This window comes from Desulfarculaceae bacterium (assembly GCA_020444545.1).
Taxonomy (GTDB): Bacteria; Desulfobacterota; Desulfarculia; order Desulfarculales; family Desulfarculaceae; genus Desulfoferula.
In genome coordinates this window covers 23,903-45,657 of the sequence record JAHLKT010000010.1, presented here as the reverse complement: position 1 = coordinate 45,657, position 21,755 = coordinate 23,903, and the positions used below count along the sequence as shown (strand labels likewise).

Here is a 21,755-nt window from a genome sequence, read left to right as displayed (position 1 = left end):
ACCGTGGCCCGGTTGCGCACCTGGGGCGAGCCCACCGCGCCCGCGCCCAGGGCCAGAACCTTGGCCGCGCCGCTAAGCTCCGCGCTGACGGCCAGGGCCGAGGCGGTGAGGCGGGGCCCCACCACCAGCGCGTCGCCCTCCGCCCTCAGCCCGGCCAGATCATCAAGGCGCTCAAGGCCGATGAGCTGGGCCGGAGCCAGCTTGCCGTGTTTCATGTTGACCAGCAGATCAGTGCCGCCGGCGATGATTGCCGCCCGTTCACCGTACTGCGCCATGATCTCCAGCGCCTCGGCCACGCCGGCCGGTTGGTGAAAGGCAAACTTGGGTAGAAGCATGCTTGGCCTCCGCGAATAAAATGCCGGGCGCCTATTGGCCGTCCCAGCGCCTAAACAGATCGTGCTCGATGCCCAGAAGGTCCAGAGCCTTGCCGATGCTCTGGTGGATCAGGTCCATGATGCTCTGGGGCCGGTGATAAAAGGCCGGCACCGGCGGCAGAATCACCGCCCCCATATCCGCCGCCCTGCTCATCAGCTCCAAATGACCCTTGTGCAAGGGCGTCTCGCGCACCATGAGCACCAGGGGGCGGCGCTCCTTAAGGCAAACGTCGGCCGCCCGGATGAGCAGGTTGTAGTTAAAGGAGTTGGCAATGGCCGAGAGCGTCTTGATGGTGCAGGGAGCCACCAACATGCCCCGGTGGCGGAAGGAGCCGCTGGCCACCGCGGCCCCCACGTCTCCCACCTCGTAAACCTTGGCGGCCATGCCCTTGACCTGCTCCACGGTGTAGTCCGTCTCGATGGCCAGGTTGCGCGCACCGGCCTCGCTAAGGATAAGATGGCAGGGCTGCCCAAGATCCCGAAGCACCTTGAGCGCCTCCACCCCGTAGATCACTCCGCTGGCTCCGCTGATGCCCAGCACTAACGGCAACTGTCCCACAGACTCCCTCACTTGCTCAGCTCCGCCAGCAAAAGGGCCAGCAGAGCCTCGCTGTTGTCCACCACCTGCCCGATGCCCGTCCGGTCCAGGCCGTCCCAGTGAATGCCCGCCGTCACCACCACCTTGGCCTCCAAGGCGGCGGAGAGCCGCTCGGCCATCCCCTTGGCCAGGGCGTCTTCCTTGTGGCCCACGTAGGTGAACACCGAGGCGGTGGAGCTGGCGCGCGCGGGATCGGCCAGGCTGGGCCGCGGAGTGGCCATGGCCACCGACCCGATGTGGGGAGCCTCGCCGCCCCACACGTAGACCAGAAGATCAGGGCCGATCCATACCGCCGATGCTTCCAAGTTGTAGCGCCCGGCGGCGGTTTTTACCGTGACGGTGTTCATGCCGAAATCATCCCGCCGCTTGCCTTATGATTCATGGCCGCAAGTTTGCACGGCATTGGTTTTTTCGAAAATCCGGTAGCCGGCTTGCTCCAGGGCCCGGGCCACCGTTTCCACATCAGCGCCCCCGTCAAAACGCAGGATGATCCGTTTCCCCTCCACGCCAGGCAGACGCATAGTGAAAACGCCGAAAAGAATCGCGCCGGTATCCTCCACCACCTGGGTCACCTTGGCGATGGTGCCGCTCTCTATGGGCATGGCCTCCAAGGTGATGCCGCACCAGATTTCATTGGCCCCCAGAATGCTGCTCAGGGCTGAAAAGAGTTCCAGCGAGGAGATCATGCCCACCAACTTCCCCTGATCCATTACCGGGTAGTTGCGGATGAGCTCCTCTTGCCCCTTGAGCATGCAAGACTCCACCGTGTCCCCTACTTCCACCGTGTTGGGCATGCGGATCATGATGTCCTTGATCCTCAGGCGGTGGAGAAAGTAGTCGTTCTCGTGCTCGTTCTGGGCCCGGGCCACGGCGGTGGCGCAGCCCTGTAAATCCTTGCGGGTCACCAGGCCCCGCAGCACTCCATCGTCCACCACCGGCAAGGCCCGCAGGTTCTCCTCCACCAGCAAGGAGATAGCCTCGGCCACCAGGGTGTCGCTGGCGACGGTGACCGGTTCCCTTTCCATCCAGTTGCGCAGAATCATTTCCCCTCCCCTAAAGCACTCCGGCCTGACGGGCCAGGCCCAAAGCCATTACGCTCATGGCGTTGTGAATCTCGCCGCTGGCCAACAGCCTCTCCAGCTCCCCGGGCCCGGCCAAAACCACCTCCAAGTCCTCGCCCGCGTCCTGCTCCTGGTCGCCGGCCAGCTCCACCCCGGAGGCCGCGAAAAAGTGGACCCGGTTGGCCAGCAAGGCGGGCTGGGGCCAGTAGGTGCCCAGATCGGCCACCTGGCCGCCGGCATAGCCGGTTTCCTCCCTGAGCTCGCGGGCCGCGGCCGCGGCCGGGTCTGGGTCCGAAGCGTCCAGCAGCCCTCCGGGCACCTCCAGGCCGCTACGCCGGCTGGCGTGGCGGTATTGCCGCACCAGCACCAGCAGCCCTTGCGCGGTGATCGCCACCATGTGCAACCAATCTGGCATGTGCACCACCCAAAAGTCCCGCTCTTGTTTGGTGCGCGGCGAAAGGGCCCGGTCGCGGGTGACGGAAAACAGCCCCACGTCGCTGACTGTTTGTGAACTTATCAAGGGCCAGGGTTTGGCCATGCTATGCCTCTAGCCCGACTTCGACCGGCGGCAGCAAATCCAAAAAGGCCTCTTCCACCGCATCCCCGAAGGCGTCGTCCTCCAAGTTGGCGTCCACCTCGCGCAGGGTTACCCCGGGCTTGAGCCGGGCCCTGAGCTCTTGGGTAAAGATCCGGTCTTCTTCCGGCGCAAAGACCGATCCGCCCTCGCGGTCAAAGGAGCACCAGCCCTGTGTGGGCACCAAAACGGTCACCGGCCCCTGGGCCTGATTCAGCTTGTCCGCGAAGGCCTGGGCCACTTCCCGAAGCTCCTCCGGGTCCAGGCGCAGGAAAGTCCTCAGTTTGTCCAAGTCGTATTTGCGGCGCTGGTGATAATCGGGCTTGTAGCGGGACTTGCGCGGGCTCATCAGGTTCACCCCACTGGGCGCGATGACCTGGGGGATGCCCCGCTTGCCCGCCGCCTCCAGGCGGTGGGGCCCGGCCGAGCGCATGCCCCCCAACAGGTGCTCGCCCACGCCGCCCGGAGCCAGGTCCACCACCCCCGCGAAGTAGCCTTGGGCGATCATATCCTCCATGGCCCGGTCACAGACCCCGGCGGCGGAAAACCCGATGACCTGGAACCCCTTTTCCTCCAGCTTCAGGCGCACCTGGTGGGCGCAGCGCTCGCAAGGGCCGAACATGCTCATGGCCACCAGGCCCTGGCCCCCGACCGCCTCGGGGTTGATCACCGGCACCTTGGCCAGGGCCAAGGCCGCGGCGGCGGCCCGGTCCAGCACGCTGGTCAGCAGGGGCGAAAGCCCGGCGATCTCCACCACGGTGTGGAACAAAAGCAGATCCCCGGTGTCGATGTAGCGGGTGGCCAAACCGGGCAGTGCGGCTGTAGAGGAAATCATAAGCTTGGGCAGGCCGAAGGGCAAGGCCCGCATCACCTCCGTGGCCATCAGGGAGCCCGTGGAGCCGCCCAGGCCCACCACCGCGTCCAGCCGTCCACCGGCGAAACGCTCCGAGGCGATGTTCACTGCGCCCTGGATCATGGCCGCGGTTATCTTGGCCCGCTCCCGGGAGGCCCGGATGTCTTCGATTTTCCACCCCGCGGCGGCGGCCACCTCGCTGGGCGGAATCTCGCAGCTCTCATCCGAGGCCGCGCCCATGGACAGGTCCATGAGCAAAACCTCGGCCCCGCCCCGCTCCATGCGCTGGCGCAGGTAGCGGGTTTCCTGGGCCTTGGTGTCCAGGGTGGATATGAGCAGTATCGCGGCTGACATGTCAGGCCTTTTCCGCCGCGAGCTTGGCCGCGATATCCTTTTTCAGGTCTTCCTTGTTTATCTTGCCCGAGTCGCCCACCGTGGGCATGTCCTCGATGATCTCCAAGCGCTCGGGAAGCTTGTACTTGGAGATCTGCTTGCTCAGCAGGAATTCCACCATGTCCGCGAAGCTGAACGAAGCCCCGGGCTTGGGAGTCACGTAGGCGCAGGTCTTTTCGCCCATCTCCTCGTCGGGCATGCCCACCACCGCCACCGAGCCCACGGCGGGATGGTTGTTGAGCATCCCCTCGAGCTCGGCGGGATAGATGTTTTGGCCGCCGCGGATGATCATGTCCTTTTTACGGCCCATGATCCACAGGCACTCCTGGTCGAGCTTGACGATGTCGCCGGTGGTGCTCCAGCCGTCCGGGTTGAAAACCGTGGCCGTGAGATCCTCGTCGCGGTAATAGCCGGCCGGGGCATGGGGGCCCCTGAACCACAACACCCCGGGCTCTCCATCGGGTACCTGCTTGCCGTCGTCATCAAGCAGCTTGACCACGTTGCCCGGCAGGGGGCGGCCCACCGAGCCGCGCCGCACCTCCACCGAATCGGTGACCCGGCAGCCGCTCACCGAACCCACGTCCTGGGTGCCCAGGTCGCTGGTGATGGCTGCCGCGAAGCGCTCCTCGGCCTCGGAAGCCACCTTGGGAGGCAGATAGCCGCCGGCCGAACGAATGAAGCGCAGGCTGGACAGGTCGAAAGACTCTATGTCCTGCTCCAGCATGCGCACCAGGTGGGTGGGCACCACCCCGATGGCCGTGACCTTCTCCTTGGCCATGACCTCCAAGGCCAGGTGGGGGTCGAACTCCTCGAGCATCACCGTCTTGGCCCCGGCCATGGGCGCGGCGAAGTAGGTCAGGGTGCCGGCCGCGCCGCCGGCATGGGGGGCCACGGCCATGGTGATGTCGTCCTGATTCAGGCCCCAGATGTCGATGCGCCCCTTGGCGGTGCACACCCGCGAGGCGATGGGCCACTCCACCAGCTTGGGAATGCCGGTGGTGCCGGTGGTGGTGGTCAACAGGGCCACGTCGCCGGTGGTGTCCAGGCGGCGCGAATCCAAAAGCCCCAGGTCGATGCGGCCCAGGTACTCCTGGGAGGTGGCCACCAGGCTCTTGGTGCCTTCCGGAGCTGCCGCGGGCACCTGTTCGTCGAACAGGTAAACCTGCTTCAGGCTGGGGAACTTTTGCATGAACCCCTTGTACATCTCCAGGTAGTCGAACTTGCGGTACACGTGGGGGATCACCACCATTGAGGCCTGGGTGAGCTCCATCATGTATTCCAACTCGCGCTGCCGCAGATAGGGGTACACGGTCAGGGAAATGAGCCCGGCCCGCTCGGCGGCGATGCGGGCCAGGAAGCCGTAGACGCTGTTGGGCGACTGGATGATCACCCGGGCGTCCTTGGGCAGGCCGCCCTCGGCCCAGGCGGTGGCTATGGCGTTGGTCAGATCCTTGGCCTGGGCCCAGGTGACCCTGTACTGCGAGTCCACCAAGGCCTCGTTGTCACCCAATTGAGTTGCGTTGCGGTCGTAAAAGTCGAAGAAGGTCTCGTCGGTCCAATAGCCATCGCCCTTGAACTCGTCGATCATGGCTTGGGTGTATCTGATCGGCTTCATTTTGGCTGGCCTCCTTGCCTGTTTTTGGGCGTAGCTTCCCGTGTAGGGCCGGCGGACACCGCCCCTTTGTCTCGATCTGACTGGCCTGGATTTGCCGGCTGCGCGGGCCCTCGCAGCCGTGTTTAACAGGCGATATGCAACTTCCCGGCGCCCTCTCCCGGGCTGAACCCCTTAAGAGAGCTTCTTGCCCATCATGAGATTGGACAAAATATGATCCATGGCCGTCTTCTTCTTCCCCGTCTCGGGCGGCTTGTCCGACGACTTGCAACTCCAGACCGTTTCCGGCCGGCTCTGCAAAATGAACACGCTGCCGGTCTGAGGCATGTCTTTATCCACCGCCCACTCTATGTCTTGGGGGCATCGGTAATGCTGTTCGATGATCTTGCCCATGCGGGCCAGCTCGAGCACGTCCTTGTCGATGGTGGACTGGGACATCTGCCGCTCTTTGGGAAGAGTGAATTTGCGCGAACAGTGCTCGGCCGGCTCCAGGGTGTAGTAGACTTCTTTCTTGGAGATGGTCTTGTCCACGATCTCCATGGTCACCTTGTCCACCCGGAAGTTGTCCGGGGTGACCTCGCCGGAAACCACCGACTCCCCGAAACCAAAATTGGAATCGATGACGATCATTGAGCGGTCGCCGTTGGCCGGATTGAGGGTGAACATGACCCCGGCGGTGAATGCGTTGGCCATCTTTTGGATGCCCACGCTCAGGGCCACCTCTTCCTGGGCAAAGCCCATCTTGATGCGGTAGGCGATGGCCCGGGCGGTGAAAAGACTGGAGAAGCACTTACGCACGTGCTCCAGCACCCCCTCGGCCCCGCGGATCCACAGGTAGGTATCCTGCTGGCCGGCGAAGCTGGCCCCGGGCAGATCCTCGGCGGTGGCGCTGGAACGCACCGCCACCGGAGACGCGGGAAGTCCGCAGATCTTGGACAACCGGCGGTAGTAATCGGCGATGTGGTCTTCGAGCTCGGTGGAGATGGGGCAGGATTCGATCAAGCCTCTGATGCGGGAGCTGGCCTGGTCCAAGGCGGCGGAGTCCTCATGGTCCAACCCGGCCAAAGCGTCTTTGATCTCGCGGTCCACCCCGCCCTGGCTGATAAAGCGCCGATAGGCCTCGGTGGTGACCGCAAAGCCCGGAGGGACCCGGATGCCCGCGTTGATCAACTCGCCCAAGGATGCGTTCTTGCCGCCCACCAGGGGCACCGAGTCCTTGTGGCACTCTTGAAACCAGCAAACCAGGGGTTGAGTTCGGCTCATGCGTGCTCCGTGATGGCTCGCCGCAAAAGGCCAGGGGCGCCTTGTCCACGGCAAGCATGGCGTAACCCGGCCGCCCCGCCGGGGCGGCCGGGCGCGGGATTAACGTTCTACAATGATCACCTTGCCGGTGCCGCCGTCCACCTTGAGGGTCATGCCGGTCTTGATAATGCTGGTGCCGTGGCCGGTGCCCACCACCGCGGGCATGCCGTACTCCCGGCAGACGATGGCCGCGTGACACATGACCCCGCCGACGTCGGTGACCGCCGCTTGTATCTTTTGGAAAGCCGGGGCCCAGGAGGGCGAGGTGGTGGGCGCCACCAAAATTTCGCCCTCTTGCAGCTGGCCTATCTCGGCCACGGTGCGGCACACCCTGGCCTTGCCCTCGACCACGCCGGGGCTGCCCGCGAAGCCGGTGAGCTGGTTCACCGAATCCGGGTCGCCGGCCGCATCCACCTCGGCCCAGGCCTTGAGGGAGTCGTTGGTGACGCCCCACAGGACCACGGTGAAAGGCTCTTGGATCACCTCGGGCGCGGTGCCCACCGCCGCGGGGGGAGTCCACTCGCGGAACTTGTCCATTACCCCCTTGCGCCAGGCGATTTCCTGCGGCCACACCTGGGGGCCGCGCGGCTTGACGCCGGTGGCCCAGGCGGTGACCACGTCCCACAAGGCCTCCTTGATCTCGGCCCGCTTGAGATACCAGACATCCTCAATTTCCTCGATGAACCCGTAGTCCTTGAGAATGGCCGCCACCTCGCGCATCTTGTTCCAGAACACCGAATGGAACCAATGCTCCACATAGAACAGATGGTTCTCGACATAGGGGAACACGGTGCGGGCGGTGCCCAGCAGCTGTTCGAAGCCGGCCTTGGCCTCCTCGTCGTGCAGCAAGGCGCGGTACTCGTCGGTGATGCGGTCGCGCTCCTTGATGACATCGTCCATGGGCCGCTCAATCGGCTTGCCCGCCTTGACCTTGTCCACGTAGATGCACAGGGAGGCCAGGGGGATGTCCAGGTCGTCGTTCCAGGATTTGTCGTGGTGGTACCAACCGGTGCCCGTGGAGGTCCAGAACCAAGGATAGCGAGCCTTTTCGAAGGCTTGGAGCCATTCCTTGCCGTTTGGCGAGTTCTCCAGCTCGGCCTTTACCTCGACAAATTTCTTGCCGGAATTGACGATGTCATCCACCCCTAGATCCACCGCCGCCCGGGCCAGCTTCTTGAGCTCCTCGTCCGGGCGGTACATGATCACGTCGATGCCCGAGACCATCTGGGTGACCCGCTGCAGGGGGACGTCCGGGAAGGTTTTTTGGCAGAAGTCCAGGAAGGTCACGTAGGCCGCGTAGCCCAGGTTCAAGAACTCGAAGTGGTACTGCCAGCAGAGCAGGCCCAGATCGATCAGCTTGTCGTAGGCATGGAGCAGGTCATAGCCCTTGGACTTGCCCAAGCCCTCCATGACCACCGACTTGTCTTCCAGCTCGGGCAGGGGATCGATTTTGAGGGCCTCCAGGTCGGAGATGATCCCCTCGAGCTTCTTGACCCACTGCCCCTCGAGTTTGTTCCAATTCTCGTAGTAGTAGCCGGCCCTCTCCATGAAATGGCCCACCCGGGCCTCGATCTCGGCGGGGTCGGTCACCGGCACCGGCGAAATGTAGATGTAACCGTTGATGATGCGGTGATCCACGCCATATACCGGAGGCACGGCGAAGATTCGGGTGTTGAACTGGGACAGGGCCAGATACCAGGCCTCGTCCCAAATTATGTCAAAGGGATAAATAGGCTCAGGGTAATGCAGCCCGTCATAAAACCAGAACATCCCCTTTTCGTACTGTTCGCGTTCCGGGTCGTCGGTCACGAACGGATACTGATAGGGGAACATTCGCTCCCAACCCTCGGTACCAGGAATCTTTTCTACCTCGTGCGGGTCGGGAAACTTCAATTTACTTTCGCCCATAGCCCTATCTCCCTCTGAATAGAATGCCTCGGAAAAAAGGGGTGCCCCCTTTGTTTAGGACCGTGGGAAACCGCCAAAAATCTTTCCATTACTCAACAACCAAAGAGCCGGCGTAAGAATGAAAATATTCGAGCCAACCGTCCGCTGCATGATTTACCTATTTCAAATGGCGGATTGAATTACGTCATGATCATGGCTCATGGCTTTGCCAAACATCAAGCCAAATAAAATTATTGTTCTTATAAGTTTAACTTATGATCTAATTGTATTAGATCATGTATTTCCATGTGGTTACATCTTCACGCTTAATTTTACAGGTTGACATTACTTAGAGGCTGGCCTAATATCAAGCCATGAATTTGAACCAGTTACACACTTTTTTCCACGCCGCGCAGGCCCTGAACTTCTCCCAGGCAGCGGAAAAACTTAACGTAACCCAGCCTGCGGTCAGCGCACAGATCCGCAACCTGGAAGAAGACTTAGGAGTGAAGCTTTTCGCTCGCCTGGGCAAAAAGTTGGTGCTCACCGAGCCGGGCGAGGTTTTACTGGTCCACGCCCGCAAGATATTCAAGCTGCAAGAGGAGGCCACTCAGGCCATTAAACAGATGAGATTGGTCAAAAAGGGCACCCTCAAACTGGGCACCGCCCGCACCTATGCCCGCACCATAATGCCGCCCCTTTTGGCCCGCTTCCAAAGCAACTATCCTTTGGTAAACATTGTTTTGATCGAGGGCAGTTCCCGGGAGATGGCCAGGCGCCTCTGGTCCCTGGACATCGAGGTGGCGGTGATCGCGGCTCCGGGCCGGGTGCGGCGGGTGGAGTTTAAATCCTTCCGCAACGAAGTGCTGATACCCATCGTGGCCCCCGAGCATCCCTTGGCCCGCCAAAAAAATGTTCCCTTCAAAGCCATGGCCTCCCAACCCTTCATCATGCGGGAAAAGGGCTCGGGCACCCGCAAGGTGGTGGCCGACCTTTACCGGAGCCACCGCGCGAAGCCCATCATCGTGTTTGAAACCAGCAATGCCGAGGTGATCAAGGAGCAGGTGGCCCAGGGACAGGGCATTTCCTTTTTGACCCGCTCCGGGACGGAAGCGGAGATTCGGGCCGGCCGCATAGCCACCTTTACCTTGCAGGGGGAGCAGCCCAGCCTGGATATCTGCACCGCCGTTCTAAAGGGCCACGAGTTGTCGCGGCCGGCAAAAGCCTTCTTGAATCTGCTCTATCAGGACCAGGCTTGACCCTGGCTCCCAACCATCCCAGACCAGAAACCGCCCGCGCCACCCCGCCCCGCCAGCGAATCGTCACCTGCTTATAACAATCCAATTTATGCTTTCACATTTAATGTCCAACACTATTCAACGCTGACTACGGTTGCCTTCCCAAATTGAATTGCAATATTTTTTTATGTATTTTAAGCAGATACCAGAGCAGCTCAAGCTTACGATCGCGTAAATTAACTGCCTTAATATAACTTATAGTTATAGTGTGCATAATATTATATGAGTTGACTTTGCGGGCCTATCTTCCTCATATTTAAGGCGATTGTACAAAACGCCCCATTAGGGGAGGTGCTTTTGCACGTTTAACCCGCCCGAGGGCGACAAGGAGGGAGCAGTTTCTATGAAGGACATGAGGGATTTTATTGCCGCGTGTGAGCAGGAAGGCATCCTGCACCGAATTAAAGCCGAGGTGGATTGGGACCTTGAGCTTTCCCACATCGCCAAGCTCAACGAGGAGAAGAGCGGCCCCGCCTTGTTGTTTGAAAACGTAAAGGACTACGACACCCCGGTCATAACCAGCGTGTGCACCACCGCCGAACGGCTGGCGGTGATCATGGGCATGCCCAGGAGCTCCTCCCTGGTCCAAATCATGGAAAAATGGGTTGAGGTGGGCGATGATCTGCTGCCGCCGGTGGAGGTGGATCGAGACTCGGCCCCCTGCAAGCAGAACATCCTCACCGGCGACGATGTCGACCTGTACAAGTTCCCGGTGCCCAAGTGGTATCCCCTGGACGGCGGCCGCTTCTTCGGCACCGCCCACTTCATCATCACCAAGGATCCTGAGACGGGCTGGGTCAACCTGGGCACCTACCGCTCCCAGCTGTTGGGCAAGGACAAGCTGGGCACCCAGTTCATCAAGGGCAAGCACGCCGACATAATGCTCAAGAAGTACCAGGCCCTGGGCAAGCCCATGCCCGTGGCCTCCATCGTGGGCTGCGACCCCTTGCTGTTCATATTGGGAGCGGCCCGCCTCTCGGCCTTCACCAGCGAGTACGACGTGGCCGGCGCCATAAGGGGCCAGGCGGTGGAGGTGGTGCCTGGTGAAACGGTGGACCTGCCCATCCCGGCGCATGCCGAGATCGTGGTGGAGGGAGAGGTCGACGCCGAGAAGTTCATGGAGGAAGGGCCCTTCGGCGAGTACACCGGCTATTACTCCGGGGTGGGCACCGATCCGCGCAACTTCATCGACGTCAAATGCATCACCCACCGCGACAACCCCATCATGTGGGGAACCACCGTGGGGCGGGCGGTCACCGACACCCACATGACCATGGCCCTGTCCTATGGGGCCACCCTGTGGCAGCAGCTCAAGGCCATGAAGATACCCGGCATCCGTTCGGTCTACTGCCCGCCCGAAGGCTCGGGCCGCTTTTTGGCCATCATCTCGGTCAAGCAGATGTACCCCGGCCACGCCGACCAGGTGCTCACCGCGGCCATCTCCACGGAGATGGGGGCCTACGGCCTCAAGACCGTCATCGTGGTGGACGAGGACATCGACCCCTGGGACATCCCCCGGGTCATGTACGCCCTGGCCTTCCGTTTCCAGCCCAATCGGAGCCAGGTCATCAAGCGGGGACGCTCCACTCCTCTGGACCCCTCGCTGCCCATCAGCACCCGCGACATCACCGGCCGCCTGCTGCTGGACGCCACCATACCCTATGACTGGAAGGACAAGCCCATCCCCATCGCGCTCGACCCCGATGTGGTCAAGAAGGTCGAAGCGCGCTGGTCGGAGCTGGGATTCGAGTAAGCGACCCGGAAACTTTAACTAGACAATCACGGCGGATCCGCCCCAGGGCGGGTCCGCCGTTCACTTGCGGCCAGTGAAAAAAATATCCCCTGATGACTAAAGGGCTAGAGCATTCCGATCATGGCCAGCGCCGCCACGGCGGCAAAGGCGGGGTCGTTGATGTGATGCTCCACCTCTTCCACCGCGATCTCCGGACGCAGATCTCCGCGCAATTGGTCGATAAAGGCACGGCTCAAAGCCGAGTCGTGCAAGGGAGCGCCGGAACCATCGGCCGCGGACCATCCTCCCAAGGGGATGAGCACCTTGATCGGTGAAACGGCGCGGTTGAGCTTGTCTCCCAGTTGCTTGGCCAGAAAGAGAGTTTCCTCCCGGCTCAAACGCACCGCCGAGCGGAAGTCATAAAAAAATATCTTGCGGTGGGCGTATTCAGGGGGCACCGTGTCGCGGGTGAACTCCAGCACCGCGCAGTCCAGGCCGCCGGGCACCACTAGGCGAGGAATGCCGTTCCCAGGGCAGGGCTCCAGACGGCCCGGGCCGATGAGCCTGCAGTAGCCGTCCTTGAGGGTGTCGGCCAATTCGTGGGGCGCCAGGTCCAGGATGGCGTCGAAGCGGCCCTCGGCGGCCAACTCCTCCAGGGCCAAACCGCCGATGCCGTTGGCGTGAAAGGCGATTACCTCGTAACCATGGGCTTCCAGCCGTTCCTTGACTGCCTCGGCCGCTGGGGTGATGAACCCGAACATGCTCAAGCCGATGCGCCGTTTGCCCGCCGTCCCCTGCCAATCCCGGGCCACCATGCCGCAGATGGCGCCCGCGGCCCGGTCCAGGATCAGACCGGTGAGGGAGTTGACCCCCAGCAGGTCGCCCACGCTGTGCATCATGGTGATGTCTTTGGTGCCCACCACCTGGGCCATGTCATGGGCGGCCACGGTGGACACCATCACCTTGGGCACCCCCAGGGGCAGCACCTTCATGACGCTGGTGACCAAGTGGGTGCCGCTGCCCCCGCCGGCGGAGATGACGCCGCGGATATGGCCCCGAGCGAAAAGCTCGGCCAGGGCATGGCGGGCCCGCTGGATAGTGGCGGCTATGGCCTGGTCCCTGCTTTCCACCCGAGTGGGTCGCAGGTCCAGGTCCGGGGTAAAGGCCGGAGCGGTGCGGGTGCCCACATTGATGGTCAGCGCCCGATAACCCCTCCGCTCGATGCCCTCCTTTAAAAAAAGATGTTCATCACCCTTGGAGTCAAGGGTGCCCATTACTGCTATTGCGGCCTGGGTAATCATCAGCTCTTTTTCGACTGGCGGGTACCGGTGGTCGAAGCGCTATTCCCCCTAGAGACCACGAAGATTATAGCGCGATGAGCTTGGCATATAACAGGTCAAATTAGGAGTCTAAGTCCCAGAGTTTTTGCGCCCCTCGCGCCGCTCTGTCGTCATGACCGCCAACAGGCCACAAGACCCTGGCCGTGTTCCTCCGGTACAGCCATCTGGACCAAGAGCAGTCCGAGTCGGCCATGGAAAGCCTGGGGGCATTGCTTGAGGCAAAAAGGTCGTGACCATCCCTCTATGGACCGGTCGCCACGAGCTCAAGCCATGAGAAAATGTAGGCTATTTGTAGGCTATCGTGCTTTTTGTGCTTTGTATCTTATTGTTATAGTAATGTTTTTAAGGTCTTGTGTGATTGCCATCCTCACACGGTGGAAGTCACGGGTTCAAATCCCGTCCGGCCTACCAAAATTATCAGGCGGTTAGCGGAGTCGCTAACCGCCTGTTCCATTCCGTTCAGTCCCTACCCCTCCCAGTTCCGGCATTAACGCATCCGGCAATCCCGGAGCGCTTCGCCTGTCCGTGGGCCCTTGCCCCGCTCCAGCCCAAGCTTAGATAATTTTTCAGGCCCAATTCCGAACGCAATTTCAGCCTACAGAGAGTTGCCGCCCTGGCCTACCAATTATTTATACAGTATATTCTCTCACTTAAACACCACCCCCCCTCACCAAGCCCATCCAACGGCACTGCCATTTTAGAATTTTATTCAGTTATTATTTTTGTTGACACACATTTTAGCGGATTGCTATAACTACCTCCTGACTAGCCCTAAACATCCACGAGGATCTGAAAAATGGACTTTCAATTTTCCGAGGAGTTGATTCTTCTACGCGACAGCATCCGGAAAATCAGCGAGAACGAGTTCGCGCCCCGGGCGGCCTCCGTGGACGCCAACGGCGAGTTTCCCTGGGATAACAAGCGTATATTACAAGAAAACGGCCTACTCGGCGTACACATCCCCGAGGAGTACGGCGGAGCCGGCGCCGGCATGCTGGCCATGGCCCTGGTGGTGGAGGAAGTGGCCCGCTCCTGCGCCTCCACCTCGGTGATCCTGACTACCCAGGGGCTGGCCACGGACCCCATTCTCCTGGGCGGCAACGAGGAGCAGAAACAGAATTTCCTTCGGCCCATGGCTGAAGGAGAGTCCCTCGGAGCCTGCGCCATCACCGAACCGGGAGCCGGCTCGGACGTGACCGGCATCCGCACCACCGCGGTGAAGCAGGACGGCGGCTATCTGATCAACGGCAGCAAGATATTCATCACCAACGGCGGGGTGGCCGACTACACCACCGTGGTGGCCTATACGGACAAGGCCAAAGGCCACCGGGGCATCAGCCTGTTGGTGGTGCCCAAGGACACCGAGGGCTTCACGGTGGGCAAGCAGGAGCACAAGCTGGGCATCCGGGGCTCCGATACCCGCGAGCTGGTGTTCGAGGATTGCTGGGTGCCCGAGGCCAACCTCCTGGGCGAGCCGGGAAGCGGCTTCTATACCTTAATGAAAACCTTCAATTACACCCGCCCCTTGGTGGGGGCCCAGGCCTTGGGCATCGCCCAGGGCGCCTTGGACCATGCAGTGGCCTACATCAAGGAGCGCGAGCAGTTCAAGCAGCCGCTGAGCAACTTCCAGGGCGTGCAGTGGATGGTGGCCGAGATGGCCCTCAAGGTGGAGCTGGCCCGCACCATGGTCTATAGGGCCTGTTCCCTCATCGACCAGGAGCCCGATTCGCGCGAGATCAAAAAGCTGGCCTCCATGGCCAAGTGGAGCGCCTCGGACGCGGCCATGAGCGTGACCACCGACGCGGTGCAACTCCTGGGCGGTTACGGCTACACCCAGGAGTTCCCCTTGGAGCGCATGATGCGCGACGCCAAGATTACTCAAATTTATGAAGGCACGAATCAGATTCAGCGCTCCATAATCGCCAACGATCTGCTGGCCTAGGGGCGGCCCCACAGGCAAAACACCAAGGACGACGACACCTTAACACCGGGAAGCTCAGACATTGTACAAGGATATCGTGATCGTTGGGGCCACCAGAACCCCATTCGGCAAATACTGCGGCGCCCTGCGCGAGTTTGACTACTTCGACCTGGGCGCCTTGCCCATGCGCGAGGTGCTGGCCCGGACCGGCGTGGACGGCAAGGAAGTTGATGAGGTTTTCTGGGGGGTTGGCGACACCTCCGTCTGCAAGGACGTTTACACCCCCGTGGCGGCCCGCCAGACCCTGCTGAAGGCCGGGCTGCCCGCCGAAACCCCCTCTCTGGCCCTGGACAAGGCCTGCGTTTCGGCCATGAGCGCGGTGCACCTGGGCTGCCGGGCCATGATGGCCGGCGAGATCAGCTCGGCCATCGGCGGTGGGGCCACCTCCTTCAGCCAGGAGCCCCTGATCGTGCGTGGCCTTAGGTGGAAGGGCTTCCGCCTGGGCGACGTGAACATGGAAGACCCCCTCTATGCCCTGGGCTACAAGGACTTCAACCCCGTGTCCGTGGACTCGGACAACGTGGCCGCCGAGTACGGCGTCAGCCGCCAGGAGCAGGACGAGTGGGCCCAGCGCAGCCACCAGAACTACGGGGCTGCCTGGGAGGCGGGCAAGTTTGCAGAGGAAATGATGACCCTGAGCCTGCCCCAGCCCAAGGGCGAGGAGCGGGTGCTCAATATCGATGAGCAGTACCGCCCGGACGTGAGCCTGGAAAAGCTGGCCAAGCTGCCGGGCATCTACGGCTGCCAGGGCATCACCGCGGGCAACGCGCCGGGACTCAACGACGGGGCCACGGCCATCCTGTTCATGACCCGGGCGCGGGCCGAGGCCCTGGGCCTGGAGCCCCTGGCCGAGATCGTGTCCATGTCCTCCATCGCCATCGCCCCCAACCGCATGCCCGAGGGCCCGGCCTACGCCAGCCTCAAGGCCCTGGAGCTGGGGGGCATCGGCCTGGACGACGTGGCGGTCATGGAGATCAACGAGGCCTTCGCCGCGGTGCCCCTGGTCTCCACCCTGATGCTGGGCGGCAAGGACGCGGCCAAGACCGAGGCGGTGCGCGCCAAGACCAACATCAACGGCAGCGCCATAGCCATCGGCCACCCCAACACCTCCAGCGGGGCCCGCTTGATCATGACCCTGATGTACGAGCTGCGGCGGCGGGGCGGCGGCTACGCCCTGGCCTCCATCTGCGGGGGTCTGGCCCAGGCCGACGCCTGCCTCATCAAGGTGGCCTGAGGCCGGCGGACCGGAAAGCGAGAGCGGACAGCATGAGCGAGCTTAAAAACATCGGCGTGATCGGGGCGGGCATGATGGGCGCGGAGATCGCCCTGTGCTTCGCCCTGGCCGGCTGCAGGGTGGAGCTGATCGACCAACACCTGGAGGCCGCCCAAAAGGGCAAGGACCGCCTGGGCGCGGTGTTGGACAAGGCCATCGCCAAGGGCCGCCTGGAGGCCGGGGCCAAGGACGCCGCCCTGGAGCGCATCGCGCCCGCCGGGGAGCTGGCCCCCCTGGCCCGGGCCGAGCTGGTGATCGAGGCGGTGTTCGAAGATCTGGCGGTCAAGAGGGAGATTTGGCGGGGCGCTGACCAGGTATGCCCTCCTACTTGCTTGCTGGCCAGCAACACCTCCTCCCTGCCAATCACCCTCTTGGCCGCCGGCCTCGGCCCGGAGCGGCGCTCCCGCTTCCTGGGGGCCCATTTCTTCTCGCCGGCCTCGGTGATGAAGCTGGTGGAGGTGATCCCCGGCCTGGAGACCGGCGAGGAGGCGGTGGCCCAGATGAGCGAGGCCTGCCGCTTCATCGGCAAGACCCCCATTCGGGTCAAGGACGTGCCCGGCTTCGCGGTCAACCGCCTGCTGCACGCCATGTGGATCGAGGCCAACCGCCTGGTCGAGGAGGGCGTGGCCTCGGTGGAGGACGTGGACATCGCCTGCAAGCTGGGCCTGGGTCATCCCGTGGGCCCCTACACCCTCATGGACCTGACCAGCAACGACCTGAACCTCTGGGTGCAGGAGATTCTCTTCGAGGCCTATGGCGAGCGCTTCCGGCCCCGGCCGGTGCTCAAGCAGAAAGTCAACGCCAACCACCTGGGCCGCAAGACCGGCCGGGGCTGGCACGATTACTCCAAGCGGTAGCAGGGCAAGGCACATGAACATCACTCTTACCCCCATACGCTTTTTGGAAAGAGCCCTGACCGTGTTTCCCCGGCGCACCGCCGTGGTCTGCGGGGGCCAAAGATGGAGCTACGCCCAGTTCGGCCAGCGGGTGGAGCGCCTGAGCGACGCCCTGGTGGGCCTGGGCATCAAGCCCGGGGACCGGGTGGCTTTCCTGGGCTACAACTGCCACCGCCTGTTGGAGTGCTACTTCGGCGTGCCCCAGATCGGCGCGGTGCTCCTGCCGCTCAACATCCGGCTGAGCCCCGAGGACCTGGAATACATCTTTCAGGACGCCCAACCGGCCGCCCTGCTGGTGCATCCCAACCTGGTGGACAAGGTGGCCTCCTTTGTGGAGAACAGCAGCGCCGCGGGCCGCGTCTTTTTGCTGGAGGAGGACGAGAACGCTCCCGCCTGGTGCGGGGCCACCTACGACGAGCTGCTGGAGCAATCCGCTCCCCGGCCGCCCGCCGAGCCTTTCACCTTCCCCTTCGAGGAAGACGACCCGGCCGAGCTGTTCTACACCAGCGGCACCACCGGGCCGCCCAAGGGCGTGCTGCTCACCCACCGCAACCTGTATTTGCACGCCCTCACGGCCATGGCCTCCATGCCCATCTACGAGACCGACGTGCAACTCCACCTGATCCCCCTGTTCCATGTCAACGGCTGGGGGGTTCCCCACTACCTGGTGGGCAAGGGCGGCTGCCACGTGATGCAGAAGCAGTTCGACGCCGAGGGCGTGCTGCGCCTGGTTCAGGAAGAAAGCGTCACCCGCTTCTACATCGTGCCCACCATGCTCACCGCCATTCTGGAGCTGCCCAACCTGGGCGAGTACGACCTGAGCAGCCTGCGCGACGTGCTCATCGGCGGGGCTCCGGCCCCCACCGGCATGTTCCCCCGGGCCGAGGAGGCCCTGGACTGTACGGTGCACGGCGGCTTCGGCATGAGCGAGACCTGCCCGCTCATCGCCCTGCCCGAGCTGCCCCCGGACCTGGACCAGGAGACCCTGCGCCACCGCTGCCACGAGACCTGGGGCTTCCCCCTGTGCGGCGTCACCTTCAAGGTCTCCGGCCCCCAGGGCGAGGCGCTGCCCTGGGACGGTGAGTCGGTGGGCGAGCTCTTGGTGCGCGGGGACATGGTGATGAAGGGCTATCTGAACAAGCCCGAGGACACCGCCGAGTCCATGGAGGGCGGCTGGTACCACACCGGCGACCTGGTGGCCATGGGCGAGGACGGCTCGCTCTACATCAAGGACCGGCTCAAGGAGATCATCATCAGCGGAGGGGAGAACATCTCCTCCCTGGAGATCGAAAAGGTGCTCTACTCCCACCCCGACATCCTGGAATGCGCGGTCATCGGCAAAAAGGACGACCGCTGGGGCGAGGTGCCCAAGGCGGTGGTGATGCTCAAGCCCGGGGCCAGCCTGACCGCCAAGGACATCGTGGATTTCACCCGTGATAACATGGCCCACTTCAAGGCGCTCCGGGAGGCCGAAGTGGTCCAGGACCTCCCCCGGGGAGGCACGGGAAAGATACTCAAACAACAGATCAAAAAGCTTTATGGCTAAGGGGGGGGCCAGGGAGCGGAGCGGTAGGTGATGCCCATGAACAAGCCCAAGTACATAGTTTCCGAAACCGGCGGCAGGGCCGAAAAGCGCCAGCGCATTCTGGACGCCGCCGAGGAGATCATGTCCCAAAAGGGACCCGCCGAAACCTCCATTTCGGAGATCGCCGTCAAGGCCGGCGTGATGGACTCGGGCATTTATCAGTTCTTCAAGGGCAAGCAGGACCTGCTGTTCTCCATTCCCGAGGAGCGTCTGCGCGACGTTTTGGTCCAGCTCAAGGACCACCTGACCGGCATCTCCGACCCGGTGAGCCGCCTTCGCAAGATGATCTGGTTCCACCTGCACTTCAACGACGCCCACGCCGGCTATGCCCGTTTGCTCCTGTTGGAATGCCGCTCTTCCCAAGACTTCTACGACTCGGAGGCCTACAAGCTCATCCGGGAGTACGCCGGCATCCTCATGGACATCCTGGATCAGGGAAGACGGGAAAAGGTCTTCCGCGACGACGTAAAGCTCACCCTCATGCGCGACGCGGTGCTGGGCGCCCTGGACATGGAGAGCGTTCTCCAGCTGGGCAGCGGCGAGGTGGAGAGCAGCGAGCAGGACTTCGAGGACCTCGCGGACCTGTGCCTGCACATGCTCCTGCCCACCCCCGCCCAGGTTTCCAGCCGGGGCAAGAAAAGAAACGTCATCATCCAGGCCGCGATCCAAGTCTTTGCCGAGAAAGGCTACAACAAGGCCAAGATCTCCGAGATCGCCAAGCTGGCCCAGGTGGCCGACGGCACGGTCTACGATTACTTCGACAGCAAGGAAGACCTGCTGCTCTCCATCCCGGAAGAGCATTTTTCGCGCTACTTCCAGCAGGCCTCCGACGCCTTCGAGATCAAGGACCCGGTGCGCCGCCTGAAGCGCCTGATCAGGTTTCACTACACCAGCTTTTTGCAGGAGCGGCAGTTCCTGAAGGTCTTCCTGCTGGAGTTGCAGCTGACCGCGCGCTTCTACGGTTCCAAATCCTTTGCCACCTTCAAGCGCTACTTCGGCCTGGTAGAGGACGTTATCGTCCAAGGCCAGGAAGCCGGCGTGTTCCGGCCGGAAGCGGACTCCCGCGTGTTCCGCAACTTGTTCCTGGGAGCCTTCAGCCACATGGCCCTGCGCTGGCTCATCGTGCGGGAGTCATCAGACGCGGACAAGATGGAAGAGATCGATCAGGCGACCAAGCTTTTGGTGGCGGCCGTTTTGCAGCCGATCAAGGACTCCGCCGGCGAAACGCCGGATTCCTCCGGCGGCTAGGGCGGGCGAATGCCCCGCGACCAGGTGGGGCTTGACATCCGCTCCGAGGTTAACTTAGAGTTTCCATATAGGAAACATAGCTGATTCATGCAACCAATGGATTTAACTGATATTACATATTTATTTATTATCGTTGGCTGCAATTGTATCCTTTTGGGAGACCTTGTCCGGTTGTTTCCCCGGACTGATCGGAGCTAGGAGCAACAGGTGCTGGAAGAAAAAGAGATAGGGAAAAACCTTCGCGGGATGCGCAAGGCGGCCGGTCTTTCCCTGGAAGACCTGGCCCAGAAAACCGGCCTCAGTAAGGGCTATTTGTCCAAGCTGGAGAACTCCCCCAAATCTCCCCCCCTGTCCACCCTGGTCGTCATCGCCAAGGCCTTGGGAGCCACCCTTTCCGAGCTCCTGGGCGAGAGCCAGGAGAGAATCTCCGCCTCCCTGGTCAAGTCCGCCGAGCGGCGGCCCATGGCCCGCAACGGCACCTCCTTCGGCTACTCCTACGAGACCCTGGCCCACAAGTATCCCCACAAACGCATGGAGCCCTACCTGCTCACCATCCCGGCCGACAATCCCGACACTGCGGTGTTTCGGCACGACGGCGAGGAGATGATGTTCGTTTTGGAGGGGACCATGCATTTCACCCACGGCACCGACGAGTACCTGGTGGAGACCGGCGACTGCATCTACTTCGACTCCGGCATCGAGCATTACGGAGTGGCGGCCGGCGACCAGGACGTCAAATGCCTGATGGTCATCATCGTCCCCTGAACCGCGAACGGCGAGGCAATGGCACACATGGATAGGCAACACAAGGTCGGGGTGCTGGGCGCGGGTCTCATGGGCCACGGCATCGCCCAGCTGCTGGCCCGGGGAGGCTGCCTGGTCACGCTCTACGACCAGGACCAGGCGGTGCTGGCCTCGGCCCCGGAGCGCATCCGGCAAAGCTTCGCGGTGCTGATCAAGCTGGGCCTGGTAACTCCGGAGCAAATGGAGCGGGCCCTGGCCAACATCACCCTGTGCCAAGACCTGGCCGGGCTGTGCCAAGAGCGCGATTTCATCATCGAGGCGGTGAGCGAAAACCTGGCCCTCAAGCAAAAGATATTCGCGGCCCTGGAAGAAGAGGCCCCGGCGTCCTGCATCCTGGCCAGCAACACCTCCACCATCAGCATCCAAAAGATCGCCCAGGGCCTCCGCCACCCCGAAAGGGTGCTGGGCACCCATTTCTGGAACCCGCCCCATGTGGTGCCCGGGGTGGAGGTGATCAAGTCGCCGGCCACCTCGGACGAGGCCTTCGCGGCCATGTGCGACCTCTTGGCCGAGGTGGGCAAAAAGCCCATCAAGGTGCTCAAGGACGTGCCCGGCTTCATCGGCAACCGTATGCAGCACGCCCTGTGGCGGGAGGCTATCCAGCTGGTGGAGCGCGGCATCGCCAGCCCCGAGGACGTGGACGACGTGGTGCGCTACTGCTTCGGCCTGCGCATGGCCTTCCTGGGGCCCCTGGCCACCGCCGACCTGGCCGGCCTGGATCTGACCTACGAGATCCACAAGGACTTCCTGGCCGAGCTGGACTGCTCGCCGGAGCCCTCTCCCCTGCTGGCCGAAAAGTTCCGCGCCGGCCAGTTGGGCGCCAAGACCGGCCAAGGGTTCCATTCCTGGCCTCCGGAGAAACTCAGCGCGCTCCTGTCCCAGCGCGACGAGGTCCTGGTGAAAATCCTGCAAGTGGTTCTTTCGGGGGAAGGTGAATGAATGGC

General features: G+C 62.5%; 19 protein-coding genes. 9 read left to right on the top strand and 10 right to left on the bottom strand.

Features of this window, described 5'->3' with window-relative positions; genetic code table 11:
* From KQH53_20335 to KQH53_20295, 9 genes are all read right to left on the bottom strand, one after another.
* Positions 1-335 (bottom strand): FAD binding domain-containing protein (locus tag KQH53_20335; protein ID MCB2229035.1); only part of this gene is annotated, 335 nt, incomplete at its 3' end.
* Between the two features lie 31 nt (positions 336-366).
* Positions 367-924, bottom strand: coding sequence for a UbiX family flavin prenyltransferase (locus KQH53_20330; GenBank protein MCB2229034.1), 558 nt, complete (start codon positions 922-924; stop codon positions 367-369).
* A 17-nt stretch (positions 925-941) separates the two neighbouring features.
* Positions 942-1,319, bottom strand: coding sequence for a hypothetical protein (locus KQH53_20325; protein ID MCB2229033.1), 378 nt, complete (start codon positions 1,317-1,319; stop codon positions 942-944).
* Positions 1,320-1,343: 24 nt separating this feature from the next.
* Positions 1,344-2,015, bottom strand: coding sequence for a CBS domain-containing protein (locus tag KQH53_20320; protein ID MCB2229032.1), 672 nt, complete (start codon positions 2,013-2,015; stop codon positions 1,344-1,346).
* 10 nt (positions 2,016-2,025) lie between these two features.
* Positions 2,026-2,571, bottom strand: coding sequence for an NUDIX hydrolase (locus KQH53_20315; protein ID MCB2229031.1), 546 nt, complete (start codon positions 2,569-2,571; stop codon positions 2,026-2,028).
* A gap of 1 nt (position 2,572) precedes the next feature.
* The gene (locus tag KQH53_20310) at positions 2,573-3,814 is read right to left on the bottom strand and encodes a Tm-1-like ATP-binding domain-containing protein (GenBank protein ID MCB2229030.1); all 1,242 of its coding nucleotides are present in this window, start codon (positions 3,812-3,814) and stop codon (positions 2,573-2,575) included.
* A 1-nt stretch (position 3,815) separates the two neighbouring features.
* The gene (locus KQH53_20305; protein ID MCB2229029.1) at positions 3,816-5,468 is read right to left on the bottom strand and encodes an AMP-binding protein; all 1,653 of its coding nucleotides are present in this window, start codon (positions 5,466-5,468) and stop codon (positions 3,816-3,818) included.
* Positions 5,469-5,639: 171 nt separating this feature from the next.
* On the bottom strand, positions 5,640-6,728 hold the full coding sequence (locus tag KQH53_20300; protein ID MCB2229028.1) for a hypothetical protein: 1,089 nt from the start codon (positions 6,726-6,728) through the stop codon (positions 5,640-5,642).
* A 99-nt stretch (positions 6,729-6,827) separates the two neighbouring features.
* Complete coding sequence (locus tag KQH53_20295) at positions 6,828-8,675, bottom strand: hypothetical protein (protein ID MCB2229027.1); 1,848 nt, start codon at positions 8,673-8,675, stop codon at positions 6,828-6,830.
* 359 nt (positions 8,676-9,034) lie between these two features.
* Between KQH53_20295 and KQH53_20290 the strand changes: the two genes are divergently transcribed.
* Both KQH53_20290 and ppcB read left to right on the top strand, forming a co-directional pair.
* Positions 9,035-9,913, top strand: coding sequence for a LysR family transcriptional regulator (locus KQH53_20290; GenBank protein MCB2229026.1), 879 nt, complete (start codon positions 9,035-9,037; stop codon positions 9,911-9,913).
* Between the two features lie 382 nt (positions 9,914-10,295).
* Positions 10,296-11,705, top strand: coding sequence for a phenylphosphate carboxylase subunit beta (gene ppcB / locus KQH53_20285; GenBank protein MCB2229025.1), 1,410 nt, complete (start codon positions 10,296-10,298; stop codon positions 11,703-11,705).
* 104 nt (positions 11,706-11,809) lie between these two features.
* Here the strand turns inward: ppcB and KQH53_20280 are convergent, their stop codons facing one another.
* The gene (locus KQH53_20280) at positions 11,810-12,958 is read right to left on the bottom strand and encodes a Tm-1-like ATP-binding domain-containing protein (protein ID MCB2229024.1); all 1,149 of its coding nucleotides are present in this window, start codon (positions 12,956-12,958) and stop codon (positions 11,810-11,812) included.
* 862 nt (positions 12,959-13,820) lie between these two features.
* Here KQH53_20280 and KQH53_20275 point away from each other — a divergent pair.
* The 7 genes from KQH53_20275 (at position 13,821) to KQH53_20245 (ending at position 21,750) form a co-directional block, all read left to right on the top strand.
* On the top strand, positions 13,821-14,966 hold the full coding sequence (locus tag KQH53_20275; GenBank protein MCB2229023.1) for an acyl-CoA dehydrogenase family protein: 1,146 nt from the start codon (positions 13,821-13,823) through the stop codon (positions 14,964-14,966).
* A 61-nt stretch (positions 14,967-15,027) separates the two neighbouring features.
* On the top strand, positions 15,028-16,239 hold the full coding sequence (locus KQH53_20270) for a thiolase family protein (GenBank protein ID MCB2229022.1): 1,212 nt from the start codon (positions 15,028-15,030) through the stop codon (positions 16,237-16,239).
* Positions 16,240-16,271: 32 nt separating this feature from the next.
* On the top strand, positions 16,272-17,135 hold the full coding sequence (locus KQH53_20265; GenBank protein ID MCB2229021.1) for a 3-hydroxyacyl-CoA dehydrogenase family protein: 864 nt from the start codon (positions 16,272-16,274) through the stop codon (positions 17,133-17,135).
* A gap of 13 nt (positions 17,136-17,148) precedes the next feature.
* Positions 17,149-18,720 carry a long-chain-fatty-acid--CoA ligase gene (locus KQH53_20260; GenBank protein ID MCB2229020.1) on the top strand — a complete coding sequence of 524 codons (1,572 nt, stop codon included), beginning with the start codon at positions 17,149-17,151 and terminating at the stop codon, positions 18,718-18,720.
* A 36-nt stretch (positions 18,721-18,756) separates the two neighbouring features.
* The gene (locus KQH53_20255; GenBank protein ID MCB2229019.1) at positions 18,757-20,007 is read left to right on the top strand and encodes a TetR/AcrR family transcriptional regulator; all 1,251 of its coding nucleotides are present in this window, start codon (positions 18,757-18,759) and stop codon (positions 20,005-20,007) included.
* A gap of 207 nt (positions 20,008-20,214) precedes the next feature.
* Positions 20,215-20,772, top strand: coding sequence for an XRE family transcriptional regulator (locus tag KQH53_20250; GenBank protein ID MCB2229018.1), 558 nt, complete (start codon positions 20,215-20,217; stop codon positions 20,770-20,772).
* A 27-nt stretch (positions 20,773-20,799) separates the two neighbouring features.
* The gene (locus tag KQH53_20245; protein MCB2229017.1) at positions 20,800-21,750 is read left to right on the top strand and encodes a 3-hydroxyacyl-CoA dehydrogenase family protein; all 951 of its coding nucleotides are present in this window, start codon (positions 20,800-20,802) and stop codon (positions 21,748-21,750) included.
* The last annotated feature ends 5 nt before the right edge of the window (positions 21,751-21,755 follow it).